Annotated in this window: 13 protein-coding genes; 4 read left to right on the top strand and 9 right to left on the bottom strand. The window is 59.3% G+C overall.

Features of this window, described 5'->3' with window-relative positions; genetic code table 11:
* Window positions 1-95: 95 nt before the first annotated feature.
* From recF to mutM, 6 genes are all read right to left on the bottom strand, one after another.
* Complete coding sequence (gene recF, locus ACXADQ_RS05470; protein ID WP_475316381.1) at window positions 96-1,202, bottom strand: DNA replication/repair protein RecF; 1,107 nt, start codon at window positions 1,200-1,202, stop codon at window positions 96-98.
* Window positions 1,203-1,221: 19 nt separating this feature from the next.
* Window positions 1,222-2,340, bottom strand: a complete 1,119-nt coding sequence (gene dnaN, locus ACXADQ_RS05475) for a DNA polymerase III subunit beta (protein WP_475316383.1) — start codon at window positions 2,338-2,340, stop codon at window positions 1,222-1,224.
* 155 nt (window positions 2,341-2,495) lie between these two features.
* Window positions 2,496-3,875 carry a chromosomal replication initiator protein DnaA gene (gene dnaA / locus ACXADQ_RS05480; RefSeq protein WP_475316386.1) on the bottom strand — a complete coding sequence of 460 codons (1,380 nt, stop codon included), beginning with the start codon at window positions 3,873-3,875 and terminating at the stop codon, window positions 2,496-2,498.
* Between the two features lie 552 nt (window positions 3,876-4,427).
* Window positions 4,428-4,691, bottom strand: coding sequence for a 30S ribosomal protein S20 (rpsT, locus tag ACXADQ_RS05485; RefSeq protein WP_475316390.1), 264 nt, complete (start codon window positions 4,689-4,691; stop codon window positions 4,428-4,430).
* A gap of 208 nt (window positions 4,692-4,899) precedes the next feature.
* A complete protein-coding gene (locus tag ACXADQ_RS05490) occupies window positions 4,900-5,676 on the bottom strand; it encodes an enoyl-CoA hydratase (RefSeq protein ID WP_475316393.1) in 777 nt (258 codons plus the stop codon).
* A 63-nt stretch (window positions 5,677-5,739) separates the two neighbouring features.
* A complete protein-coding gene (mutM, locus tag ACXADQ_RS05495; RefSeq protein ID WP_475316394.1) occupies window positions 5,740-6,591 on the bottom strand; it encodes a bifunctional DNA-formamidopyrimidine glycosylase/DNA-(apurinic or apyrimidinic site) lyase in 852 nt (283 codons plus the stop codon).
* Between the two features lie 87 nt (window positions 6,592-6,678).
* Between mutM and ubiE the strand changes: the two genes are divergently transcribed.
* Together ubiE and ubiB are read left to right on the top strand one after the other, a co-directional pair.
* Entirely contained in the window at window positions 6,679-7,431 is a 753-nt protein-coding gene (gene ubiE, locus ACXADQ_RS05500) for a bifunctional demethylmenaquinone methyltransferase/2-methoxy-6-polyprenyl-1,4-benzoquinol methylase UbiE (RefSeq protein ID WP_475316397.1), read from the top strand.
* A gap of 1 nt (window position 7,432) precedes the next feature.
* The gene (ubiB, locus tag ACXADQ_RS05505; protein WP_475316402.1) at window positions 7,433-8,965 is read left to right on the top strand and encodes a 2-polyprenylphenol 6-hydroxylase; all 1,533 of its coding nucleotides are present in this window, start codon (window positions 7,433-7,435) and stop codon (window positions 8,963-8,965) included.
* Here ubiB and ACXADQ_RS05510 read toward each other — a convergent pair.
* Genes ACXADQ_RS05510 through ACXADQ_RS05520 form a run of 3 tightly spaced genes read right to left on the bottom strand, consistent with a single transcriptional unit; the run spans window position 8,900 to window position 12,360 of the window.
* Window positions 8,900-9,796 (bottom strand): phosphotransferase family protein, encoded by an 897-nt coding sequence (locus ACXADQ_RS05510; protein WP_475316404.1) that lies wholly within the window; start codon window positions 9,794-9,796, stop codon window positions 8,900-8,902. The genes ubiB and ACXADQ_RS05510 overlap by 66 nt on opposite strands.
* Window positions 9,797-9,855: 59 nt before the next feature.
* On the bottom strand, window positions 9,856-10,506 hold the full coding sequence (locus ACXADQ_RS05515; protein ID WP_475316408.1) for a flagellar hook capping FlgD N-terminal domain-containing protein: 651 nt from the start codon (window positions 10,504-10,506) through the stop codon (window positions 9,856-9,858).
* A 12-nt stretch (window positions 10,507-10,518) separates the two neighbouring features.
* Entirely contained in the window at window positions 10,519-12,360 is a 1,842-nt protein-coding gene (locus tag ACXADQ_RS05520) for a flagellar hook-length control protein FliK (RefSeq protein ID WP_475316411.1), read from the bottom strand.
* 104 nt (window positions 12,361-12,464) lie between these two features.
* Here ACXADQ_RS05520 and ACXADQ_RS05525 point away from each other — a divergent pair, with 104 nt between their 5' ends.
* Entirely contained in the window at window positions 12,465-12,746 is a 282-nt protein-coding gene (locus ACXADQ_RS05525; protein ID WP_475326033.1) for a rod-binding protein, read from the top strand.
* Window positions 12,733-13,080 carry a flagellar biosynthesis protein FlgN gene (locus tag ACXADQ_RS05530; protein WP_475316414.1) on the top strand — a complete coding sequence of 116 codons (348 nt, stop codon included), beginning with the start codon at window positions 12,733-12,735 and terminating at the stop codon, window positions 13,078-13,080. Before ACXADQ_RS05525 ends, ACXADQ_RS05530 begins: the two co-directional genes overlap by 14 nt.
* Window positions 13,081-13,115 lie beyond the last annotated feature (35 nt).

Genomic DNA, 13,115 nt, shown 5'->3' on the forward strand with positions numbered 1-13,115 from the left:
TTGATCACGTCACACTCAGACCTAGCACCCCGGGCCGGAGCCGAATAGAGGTCACATTGACCATTTGAGGGCTCTTTCGGGTGGTCTTGGGCGCCCTATGCAAGGGGAGCAATCGCCGAGAGACCGCCCGTTTCGGTGACCTCGAAGTTTTGTGCGCGATCGCCAAGGTCCTGAAACAGCTCTGGCCCGGTTCCGGTCATCCAGGCCTGGGCATTCAGGGCGCAAATCTCGTTATACAAAGCGGCCCGCCGAGCCGCATCCAGATGCGCCGAGACCTCATCCAGCAAAAGCAGCGGCGGAGCTCCGAAATCCTGGGTCAGCGCCCGCGCATTTGCCAGGATCAGGGACACCAACAGCGCCTTCTGCTCGCCTGTTGAACAATCTTTGGCCGGAACGCCCTTGGCCGCGAAAACTCCATAAAGATCAGCACGATGCGGTCCGATCAGAGTGCGCCCAGCGGCCATGTCGCGAAACCGGCTTTCGGCCAGGGCCTCGCGCAGATCGGATTCGGTTTCGGGCATCTCTCCTTCGGTCAGAGTTAGCTCCAGATCCGCCACAGGAAAGGCGGTTTCGGCCTGTTGCTGCGCCTCTTGCAGACGGATCAGCGCCGCCACGCGATTGTGGTGAATGCCAGCCCCCGCGCGCGCCATTTGTTGTTCCAAGGCCGCGTACCAATGGGCGTCACGCACCTGATCCTTGAGCAAACGATTGCGTTCGCGCATCGCCTTTTCGTACTCCAGCGACAGATCGGCATGTTTTGGGTAGAACGACAAGGTCATGCGATCCAGAAAACGCCGCCGGCCTTCGGCCCCCTCGATCCACAAGCGGTCCATCGACGGCACCAGCCACAGCACACGGCAGATGGCACCCAGCGCGTTCTGCGTTGCCGATTTTCCATCGATCCTCAATTGCCGCGCCGCGCCCTTCTCGGACCAAATCTCGATCTCGTGGATCTGGCGAAGACTGTGCAGGATCCCCGTGATTTTCCAGCCCAGAGCCTCGGGGCGGCGGGTCATGTCCTCGGCCGAGGACCGGCGCAGTCCGCGGCCCGGGGAAAACAGGCTAACTGCCTCTAGTATATTGGTTTTTCCCGCACCATTTGGCCCATGGATGGCCACCGGACGGCCGTCGCATTCGATCCGCCCTCCCTTATGAGAGCGGAAATGTGACAACGTCAGTTCCGAGAGAAAAAGGCCAGACACGTCCCGGCCCACCGTCACGTCACACGCGCATCGGCATCACGACATAGACGGCGCTGGTGTCATTGCCTTCGCGCATCAAGGTCGGATCACCGGAGGAGTTAAACATGAACACGGCATTTTCGCGATCAACCTGGCTGGCGATCTCCAGCAGATATTTCGCATTGAACCCGATCTCCAGACGTTCATCGCCATAGGCCACGGCCAGCTCTTCTTCGGCGGCACCGCTGTCAGGAGCGTTGACGGACAGGATCAGCTTGTCTTCTTGCAGCGACATTTTCACCGCGCGCGAACGTTCCGAGCTAACGGTCGCCACACGATCCACAGCGGCGGCGAATTCGCCGGCCTCGACCTCCATCTTGCGGGTGTTCCCAACGGGAATAACGCGGGTGTAATCGGGGAACGTCCCATCGATCACTTTCGAGGTCAGGGTGATGTCGGGGGTCGCAAAACGGATCTTGGTTTCGCTGACGGACACGGCGATTTCCATATCGTCGTCATCCAGCAGCTTGCGCAGTTCGCCCACAGTTTTGCGCGGGACGATCACACCGGGCATTCCATCCGCACCAGCGGGCAGGTCCGCGTCGATCCGGGCCAGACGGTGACCATCGGTGGCCACGGCGCGCAGAACCTTGCCGCCTTCGGAATCGGCGACATGCAGGTAGACGCCATTCAGGTAGTACCGGGTTTCTTCGGTCGAGATGGCGAATTTCGATTTGTCGAACAGACGCCGCAGCACCGGCGCGGGCGCGCTGAAATTCGAGGCATATTCCGAGGTCGCCATGACCGGGAAATCCTCTTTGGGCAGCGTGGCCAGATTGAAATGCGAGCGACCAGCCTCGACGTTCAGACGCCCTGCGACGCCATCATCAGACAGGGTGACAAGTGCGCCATCGGGCAGCTTGCGCACAATCTCGTGCAGGGTGACGGCGGAAACTGTGGTGGCCCCGGCCTTTTCGACCATGGCGGCGGCTTTATCGACCACCTCGATGTCCAGATCGGTGGCGCGGAACTGAACCGCGTCGCCTTCGGCTTCGATCAGGACATTGGCAAGGATCGGAATGGTGTTCCGGCGCTCGACAACCGATTGTGCCTGACTGACGGCTTTCAGTAGAACGGCGCGTTCAATGCTGAATTTCATACCCTTGCTCCTATCGTCTGTCGGCCAGATGCCGGGATGGGCAAGGTATCAATTTCCCCAAGCGGCTCAAGCTCTTTCTTGCTTTGTCCGCTGGTTTCGCTGGCCCGTCAAGGGGCCGAGGGGCCGCTCAGCCAGTGAACGGCCCGGAATATGGGCTAAGCCTCGAGTGCGCGGCGCAGAAGTTCCAGATCTTCGGCGATCTGGCCGTCCTTGGTACGCAGTTCTTCGATCCGTTTCACACCATGCATGACCGTGGTGTGGTCGCGTCCACCAAAGCGGCGGCCAATCTCGGGCAAGGACCGCGAGGTCAGCTGTTTGCACAGATACATCGCCACCTGACGCGGACGGGCATAGGTGCGCACGCGTTTGGGGCCGATCATATCGGACAGGCGGATGTTGTAATGCTCGGACACTTTGCGCTGAATTTCCTCGACGGTGATTTTGCGTTCCGAGGCGCGCAACACATCGGCCAGACAATCCTGCGTCAGAGCCATGGTGATCGGGCGACCGACCAGCGAAGCAAAGGCGAACAGACGGGTCAGCGCGCCTTCCAGAACACGGACGTTGGTGCTGATCCGGTGGGCCAGGAATTCCAGAACACCGGCCTCGATTTCCAGGTCGGGATATTGCAGGCGGTACTGTTCGACCTTGGACTGCAGAATGCCCAGACGCAGTTCATAATCCGTGGGATGCAGGTCGACAACCAGGCCACATTGCAGGCGCGATTTGATCCGCTCTTCCATGTCCTTGATTTCACCCGGCGCGCGATCGGCCGAGATGATGATCTGTTTGTTCTGATCCACCAAGGCATTGAACGTGTGGAAGAATTCCTCTTGTGTCGAGTCCTTGCCCGCAATGAACTGCACATCGTCCACCATCAGCACATCGACCGAGCGGAACAGCTGTTTAAAGTCCATCATCTTGCGGTCGCGCAGCGCCTGAACGAACCTGTACATGAATTGTTCGGCGGACAGATAGACCACGTTCAGATCAGGGCGCTGAGACTGCAGCTCCCATGCGATGGCGTGCATCAGGTGGGTTTTACCCAGGCCGACACCGCCATACAGGAACAGCGGATTGAAGGTGACAGGCCCACCCTCGGCAACACGGCGCGCGGCGGCATGGGCCAGCTCGTTGGGTTTGCCCACAACAAACGAGTCAAAGGTAAAGCGCGCATCCAGGGGCGCGTTGGGCAATTGATCCTCGGTCGCACGGACGGTCGCAGGCGCTTCGACCTGAATCGCCGCAGGCTCTACCGGAGCAGCGGCAGCATTTACAACCTGGCGCTGTGCGTCGCTGTTCACGCGAAAATCCAGACGGCGTACGGGCTGTCCGGCCATGGTCATGTGATGCAGGATCAGTTCGCCGAAATTCTGCGACACATAGTTCCCCAAGAAACTGGTCGGCGCCGAAAATGTCGCCACGCCCTCGGCGATCAGATCCAGCTCCAGCGGTTCAATCCAGTTCTTAAAGTTGTTCTGCCCTACGGTCTCTAGCAGCGTTTGTTTTAACTGACCCCATTGATCTTGCGTCATTTTCTTCCAGTCCAGCCTGTGTTCGTCCCCAAAATGCGGCCTAAAGCAACCCACCGCAGAACCACTCGTTTCCTCTTTGCTGAACAAAAGAACTCTTTTCCCGCAGAACGTGTCTGCGGGCTGTTGGGTCCCTTTCGGTCCAGCCGCTCCATCTCGCCAACAGTGACATATCGGTCGTCCCAAGGACCGATCACCCACAAGTTGCGCGTGTGGCGCATACAATTTTGGACAAGGCGCAATAGGTAGCGCGAACCCCACAGCAGACCCAGTTTACAAAACGGGCCGTTAGCAGCATCCTTATGACGTGCACCGCGTAGCGATCGGCGCGTTGTCAAACCTGTCCCCCCAAGGCGATGTGAATCGCACAGCCAAGCTAGCAAGTCGTCCGCAGAAGGGGCAACTGAACTTCGGGGCTTGACTCAGAGAATCCGAAAAAGAATCTCGAAACCGCGCCCGGACTGCATCGAATATGTCACAACGCCAGACCCAAAAAGGGCGCCCCATACGGGACGCCCTTTCGGAAATTCATGCGGATCGGAACGAGGCCAATTCTTAGGCCATGGCCTTCACACGCGAGGACAGGCGCGACATTTTGCGTGCTGCGGTGTTCTTGTGGAAGATGCCTTTGGTGACGCCGCGCATCAGCTCGGGCTGAGCAGCTTGCAGGGCGGCTTTGGCGGCGGCCTGGTCGCCCGAGGCAATGGCCTCTTCGACTTTGCGCAGCTGGGTGCGGATACGCGAACGACGGGCTTTGTTAACTTCGGCGCGGCGTTCGTTTTGACGGGCGCGTTTCTTTGCCTGAGGCGAGTTTGCCATTTCAAATCATCCCTTGGATTGGGGTTACATTTCGAGTGCGCGCAACCCCCATCTGACAGCTTTCCTGTCGGGAACGATTTTAGCCAGAGCGGGCTTCACGCGCATGTATCGCGCCCTTTTACTGATGATTCCGGAAATTACAACCTGAATCTAAAAGGGCGCGCATCAATGTCGAAAGACGCGCGGACCGAACCGGCACGCCATTCAATTACTTGTCGCGGAATTGCGGCGTCCGTTTTTCCACGAAGGCGGCCATGCCTTCCTTCTGATCCTCGGTCGCGAACATCGAGTGGAACAGGCGGCGTTCGATCAGCAGGCCTTCTTGCAAGGGCACTTCGAACGAGCGATCCACGGCTTCTTTGATGGCCGTGACCGAAATCATCGATTTCTCGGCGATCTTGGCGGCGGCTGCCAGCAATTCCTCGATCAGTTTCTTGGCGGGCACAATGCGGCTGACCAGGCCAGCGCGCTCGGCCTCTTCGGCGTCCATGAAACGACCTGTCAGGTTCATATCCATGGCCTTGGCCTTGCCGATGGCGCGGGTCAGGCGCTGGGTGCCGCCAATGCCGGCCATCACGCCCAGGTTTACCTCGGGCTGGCCGAATTTCGCGGTATCCGAGGCAATGATGAAATCGCACAGCATCGCCAGTTCGCACCCGCCGCCCAACGCATAGCCCGACACGGCCGCGATGATGGGTTTACGAACCCGGCCAATCTCGGCCATCTCGGGGCCGAACAGATCCTCGGTAAAGACCTCGGTGAAGCTTTTCGAGCTCATCATCTTGATGTCGGCGCCAGCGGCAAAGGCTTTCTCGGACCCGGTCAGAACGATGCAGCGCACCTTGTCGTTCTGTTGCGCGGCGGTCATCGCGTCGGCCAGTTCGGTGATCAGCTGCGCGTTCAGCGCGTTCATGGCGTCAGGCCGGTTCAGTTTTACCAGGGCGACGTGGTCTTCGACTTCGACGATGATCGTCTCGTAGGCCATGTGATAAATTCCTATTGTTCCGGTCAGTCCCGATTGATGGCCAATCCCTGCGCCCGGATCAAGCTATCTTTGACACGTCGGACAGTAAAAAGTGGACCGCCCTGCCTGAGTGATCCGCTGCACAGTTGATGGGCAACCGGCTGTACTACAGGGGTTTCCCTCTTGTCCGTAAACGCGAAATCGGTGCTGGAAGTAGCCCAGCTCGCCGCTGGCCTGACGGAAATCTTTCAGGCTGGAACCGCCGGCCTCGATCGCCTCGGACAGGACATCGCGGATGATGGGCACCAAACTAGCCACCCGATTCGCCGAGATTTGCCCCGCCTTTCGTTTGGGGTTTATGCCTGCGCGGAACAGCGCCTCGCAGACATAGATGTTGCCCAGACCGGCGACGATTTTCTGATCCAACAGGGCCGTTTTCACCGGGGTCATGCGGCCCTTGAAGGCTTGCACCAGATAATCCTGGTGGAAATCGTTGCCCAAAGGCTCGGGCCCGATCGAGGCCAGCAATTTGTGCTGATCCGCTGTGGCCGTGTCCAGCAGGTCCATCGCCCCAAACCGGCGCGGGTCGTTAAATGTGATCCGCGCGCCGTTATCCATGTACAGCACCACGTGGTCATGTTTTTCAGCTGCAGGGTGGTCATGCACGAACTGCCCAAGGGGATCGCCCGAAACGGTCATCCGTCCGCTCATGCCCAGATGCACCAACAGGGTCTCGCCCGAGCCCAGTTCGGCCAGAATGTACTTGGACCGTCGCCGCAGGCGCAATACCTGCTGCCCGGTCAAACGCTGCGCCATCCGATCAGGAAACGGCCAGCGCAGATCGGGTCGGTTCACCTGCGCGCGCGCGATCACCGCCCCCTCCATCGAGGGCGCCAGGCCACGGCGGACGGTTTCGACCTCAGGCAATTCGGGCATGTTTGCTCCTATTAGACAGTTGGGCGCATTGCAGCGCCGCCTCAGCGCCCTATAAGAAGGGTCAGAACAACGCACTGGCAAGAGCCCATGACCCAGACAGATCAGAAAACCACTCATTTCGGTTTCACCGAGGTCCCCGAGCACGAGAAGGCCGGACGCGTCCAAGGGGTGTTCGGTTCGGTCGCGTCGAAATACGACGTGATGAACGACGCCATGAGCATGGGCATCCACCGCATCTGGAAAGACGCGATGATGGATTGGCTGGCGCCGCGGCCCAATACGCGGCTGCTGGACGTGGCGGGCGGGACCGGCGATATCTCTTTCCGCTATCTGAAGCGCGCGGGACAGGCTCATGCCACTGTCTGCGACCTGACCGAGCCGATGCTGGTCGCTGGTCGTCAACGGGCCGAGGCCGACAGCATGGCCGACAGTCTGGATTGGGTCGTCGGCGATGCGATGGCCCTGCCGTTCGATGACAATACCTTTGACGTCTACACGATCAGCTTTGGCATTCGGAACGTCACCCGCCCCCAAGAGGCCCTGAACGAAGCCTACCGCGTGCTGAAACCCGGTGGCCGCCTGATGGTGCTGGAGTTCAGCCAGATCCCGAACGAGCTGATGCAGAAGGTCTATGACCTGTATTCCTTCAACATCATCCCGAAAATGGGGCAGGTGATCGCGAACGATCGGGACTCGTACCAGTATCTGGTCGAATCCATCCGCAAATTCCCCGATCAGGACACCTTCCTGGGCATGGTGAAACAGGCCGGGTTCGAGAACGCGAAGTATCGCAATCTGACCATGGGCATCGCCTGCCTGCACTCTGGCTGGAAGGTCTAAGATGCGCGGACCTCATAACATCTGGCGCCTGATCCGCACCGGCGCCACCATGGAGCGCACGGGGGCCATGGGCGTGGTACTGGACGCGATGGACGCGCCCCGCCCCGTCCGCATTCTGGCCCGCACGCTGGCCTGGCCCTTTGCCTGGCTGGGCTACAAGGGCGATCCTGAAATGCCCCCCGCCACCCGCGCGCTGACCGCGCTGGGGCCGGCCTATATCAAGTTCGGACAGGTGCTTTCGACCCGCCCCGATGTGGTGGGCGACGAGATGGCCCAGCAGTTGCGCGTGCTACAAGACAAGCTGCCGCCGTTTTCTATCGATGAGGCCAAAGCCGCCGTCGCCACCGAGCTGGACCGCCCTGTCGACGAGGTTTTCAGCGCGTTTTCTGAACCCGTTGCTGCGGCCTCGATTGCGCAAGTGCATAAGGCCGAGCTGAAGGACAGCGGCGAAGAAGTCGCCGTCAAAGTGCTGCGCCCCGGGATCGAGCGCGCCTTTCAGCGCGATATCGACGCGTTCTACTTTGCTGCCGACGTGATCGAATTCCTGTCGCCTGCCTCGCGTCGTCTGCGCCCGCGCGATGTGATCTCGCATTTCGAAGGCGTCGTTCAGGGCGAACTGGACCTGCGTCTGGAAAGCGCCTCGGCCTCGGAATTCCAGGCCAATACCGAGCAGGACCAGGGCTTTCAACTGCCGCAAATTAAGTGGGATCTGTCTGGTCGCCGCGTGATGACCATGACCTGGGCCGAGGGCGTGCCACTGGGCGACAATGACGCCATCGACGCCGCAGGGCACGATCGCCGCGCCCTGGGAGAACGCGTTTTGGGCCTGTTCCTGAACCACGCCCTGCGCGACGGTTTTTTCCACGCGGACATGCACCAGGGCAACCTGAAGGTCGCCGCGAACGGGGACATCATCGCCTATGACTTCGGGATCATGGGCCATATCGATGAATACACCCGCCGCGTTTATGCAGAGATCCTGTTCGGGTTCATCCAGCGGGATTATCAACGCGTTGCCGAGGTTCATTTCGAGGCCGGCTATGTCCCGGCCGATCAGGATGTCGACGAATTCGCCCGTGCCCTGCGCGCTGTCGGCGAGCCGATTTTTGGCATGGACGCCACCCATATTTCAATGGGGCGGCTGCTGAACTACCTGTTCGAAGTGACGGAACGGTTCGGCATGGAAACCCGGACCGAACTGATCCTGCTGCAACGCACCATGGTCGTGGTCGAGGGCGTCGCCCGCTCACTGCACCCGCAGGTCAACATCTGGGAAGTCGCAAAACCCGTCGTGCAATCCTATATTTCGCAGTCCATCGGCCCGCGCGCGGTGGCACGGGATCTGGCCAAAACGGCGCGTGTGCTGAATCGATTTGGTCCGCGCCTGCCCGGTCTGGTCGAAGCCGCGCTGATCCGTCAGGCCACCGGAGGGGACGTACAGCCCGCTAAATCCGTCAAGGTGCCGGTCCTATGGACTTTGCTTGGCATCCTGATCGGTGGCGGCGGCGTCATCGCAATTCAAGCACTGCTTTAGCGCCGTCAACTCTAACCCTACAGCACGGGCATAGATCGCAGAGCCTTGCGTGGCCTTCCATGTGCAATAGGCCGCCATCGCCCAGTGATGCCAGGGCCGCATCGCGTGCAGCCTTCGAAGGGTCGGCGCATCCTGGTAAGCACTTATAAAGGCTGATATTTCCGATCTATTCAGTGGCTCTCCGCGATAAATCAACTGCATCGACGGAGACAAAAACAAAGCCAGATCCTCGACCGGATCCCCGATCGCCGGGCATTGCCAATCGATCAGGCGCGGACCGTTGGGCGTGACGATGATGTTGCCGGGCACCGGATCACCATGCAACAGGGCCTGGCTGGCATGGGCTGCGACGACGCCAGTGCCAGGGCGCAAATCGATCAGCCGTTTCTGTACCAAAACCGGCAAACGGGCCAGAATTGTATCGACCTGGCGCGCCACAGCCAGCGATCCCCCAGGCAGCTGTCGCAAACCCTCAGGGGGAGGCGTTGCGTGCACTCGGCGGAGCAATCGCGCAACCTTCGCCGTGCCCTTGCACCAACTGCGCCCACGAAGATGGCGCAGAACCAGAAAGGTCTGCTTCCCATGAACAACCTTCCCCAGCAAATCCTGTGCAACATCTAGCCCCTGAAGATGGCGCAATATGGTGACCTCGTGCACGGGATCGTTGGGAAACAAGGGATTGCCATGATCGTACGAGTATCGCTTGACCACAAGATCCCCGACACGCCACAGCTGATTGGTTTGCCCACCGCAAAGAGGCACCCAATCTTGCTGTTCAGCTATGGGAAAGTCATCGCGAAGTTTGGCAATAAGGCTGGGATCAGGGAGCACGGCGGATCCAGGTTCATTTCGGATCGCACGACGCTAGAACAGATCCGGCCGCGCTTCAATCAACCCGCTGGATCCCGCACCCCGGTGACCTGATCGGCATAGACTTCGCCGCCCCCCTCAAGGACCAGAACAACCGCACCGCTGTCATTGCGAGCCTCGCCAATACGCCCCCAGGTCTCGGCGCTTGTGGTTTCGGTCAGATTTCCGTCCACATAGCTTTCAACCTGAAAAACATACAGCCCCTCGGACAGACCTGAGCCGCGCCACGAGACGCTGCTGTCATTTGGCTCGATATCAATTCGATCGACCTCTGATCCATCTTCGTCATAGACAACCAGCTGTGCGCTGTCGGCGTAGCTGACGGGAGATACCAGAACATCGATTCCAGATTCCCCGTCATAGTAAGCCGGGCCGTTCGAGCGCCCTTCGAGGCCGATCCAGCTGGCCAGGTCGGCAACACCCGATTGGCTACTGAGATAGATCAGGCTGTTCAAAAGTTCGTTTGTCTGCACCTGCTGTTCCAGCCCCGAAAAGGTCGCCAACTGCATTGCATATTCAGAGGAATCCATGGGGTTGAGCGGATCCTGATTTTGCATTTGAACCGTCAACATGTTTAAAAACGTCTCGAAATCCGAGCTTAGCACGGTCGAGGATTGGGTGGTCGTGGCATTCGAGGCCAATGCGGATTGGGTAGCGTCAACTGTCGTCATGTAACGATCCTATTAGAGCCTCAGGTCAAGCCCGCCCTCGGCGGACCAGGATGGTTGAGGCAGTGTTTCGGGTGTATCCGTGTCCTTGGCGGAGGCTTGTCCAGTGTCGGGACTTGTGTGTTCGTGCTGCTGTCCATCCGAGTAGTTGATGTCCGCAAATCCCATGTCTTTGAGGTCATTCAGCAAATCCGGCATATGTCGACGCATCAAATCCAACGTCTCTGGTCGTTCGGCCTGGACAACCAATACGACTCCGTTTTCGGTCTGTGTCGCGGCCAGCCGCACACGGCCAAGTTCGTCCGGCGAAAGTGTGATTTCAATCCTGTCACCCCGCGAGACCGACAAATCCGCCAGTTGAGGCAGAATCTGAGCGACCGGGCTGGGCCGAGCCTCGGAGGGTTGGGCCACAGCGCCCGCAGTTTGGATTGCCGTAGTGCCCGCCAAGGGGCTGATTTCATCGCGCAATGATGCCGCAAGGCCTTCGATGTGGCTGGTCCCTTCAGTTGTTTGCGACAAGATTGGCTGGGTGAAATCCTGCAACTGCGCCGCGTTGGTCTGCGGGGAGGGTGGTACCGGCACCTCGGTGTTTTCACGTTGAACCACCGCCACTGGCTGGTCCTTCTGTGAACTGGCGGGGCTTACCAGTGGGGAGGTGCCCATTTCCCCCCCGAAAATGGCAGTCATAGCCTGAGAATACTGTGTTGGTGTATCAGAGCGCCCGCTCACCGCGCGCGTTTCGGTTTTCGGCACCTCCCCCGTGTCCGCGTTGTGGGGGACATTCCTGATTGCGTCGCGCGTCAGACTGTTGGGATCGGCCCCCGACCCCGAGACCATCGTATCAGAGCCCGGCCCCGTGGTTTTGACGGCAGTAGCAGCGCTTGTTTGTGCCCAAGGGCCTTCTACAGCCGAGTTGGTGCCACTGACGGCCGGTTGAAGATCACTCGCAACGCTCCCTGTCGCGGGGATATCAGTCCGGAGTTTGCCGATCTCTGCCTGGCGCCCTTCGGTCGATAGGGACTGTTGTTCAACGCGCGACCAAGTCCCCTCGTTCATGGTCAAAAGGGGTGCGCGCGAAGATCCTGTGGTTCCCTGATCGGCTATGGTCGTCGCTGCAGCCCTGGATCCGCCCGCCGCATCAACGTTCTGAACTGCGGCGGGTGCTCGGATCGTCACTGGCTCGGACTGAGGTCGAAAACCAGCCTTAGGTAATCCTTCAGCGTGTTCACTGCCGGCCAAGGACTTTGAAGTGCCAGCACTGTATGAAGTCGCTTGTGTTCGTGCGAGATCAGCCGCGAGACTGATTTTTTGGACCCGAGAAGACCCGGCGACGGGGCCGGACATGGGGTCTGTCAAAATGTGATTCTGCGGCGTCGGCACCGACGCATTCGGCACAATCGCTCCTTCGGCGGCGCGCGCAACGGGCCGGCGAGGCATCGCTTGGCCGAGCTCTGCCAACCCCGGACCCACAGGAACGGACAGTCCATTCGCAAGCGCCGATAAGGAGGACTGCGAACCCGAAACCGTGCGAGTGTTTGATGGCTCTGTAACTTCGGTCTTTCCGGTGACCAAAACCCTCTCGTCCAGCAGGGAACTCGTATCGTCCTCTACTACAATATCGTTATTTGTCAGCACCTTATCCGGCATTGTGTCGGGCGCAAAATCAACCTGATCCTCCACCAAATCGGCGCCCTTTTCGTCAGGGCGCGCGGTTGCCAATTGTCTTTGGTCGGCCTGCACCGAAAGGGCATCGATAAATTCGGCAAAAGACGAATCGACCCCGTTTATGGCCGGGTCTTGCACCAATTCTGCACCAGCGGCTGTGCCCAGGGATGGCATGGGTAGAGCGAATTTCATCACGCAGCTCCGAACTTCTTTCGTTGTTCTGAAAATGCGCAATGGTGGTTACCACATCTTTACCAGTTCAGGGCCAAACTCGGAAAAACTTGCTCAAATTGGAGATACCCGTGACCGACCTGCCTCCCCTCTCACAGATAACGCCTCAGCGTAGCCGCGCCTTGCGGGAAGCGGCGCAACAGCTCGAGGCGTCGTTTCTGTCGGAAATGCTGAAAGCCGCGGGGGTTGGCAAAGCCTCCGAAGCCTTCGGCGGCGGCATCGGCGAAGAACAGTTCGCGTCTTACCTGCGCGACGCCCAGGCCGAACAGATGGTGCGCGCCGGTGGTATCGGTTTGGCAGAATCGTTGTTTCAAGCCCTGAAGGAGAAAGAGAATGCGGGACAATAAGTCCATTCTAAAAGAACTGCGCAGCCTGCTGGAGGAAGAACGCCAGAATCTGTTGCAAGGTGAATTGACAAAGCTTCCGGATTTGCTGGAGCGCAAACAAAAGCTGATTGATCGTCTTGAAGAGGCCTCGGACTCTGTGGATCTACAGGCGCTGCACGATCGCCTAACGCGAAATCACACGCTGCTGAACAGCGCGATGGAAGGAATTCAGCGGGTCTCGACCCGGCTGGACACTTTGAAAAGACTGCGAAAATCTCTGGAAACTTACGATAAATCCGGGCGGAAGAACGCATTTCCCACCGCCCATGATGGCCAGGTTGAAAAGCGCGCCTAGCACCGAGTTTATGAAAATTCGGAATATTCAAATTT

The sequence above is a fragment of the Thalassovita sp. ABM4_323 genome, from assembly GCF_056158665.1.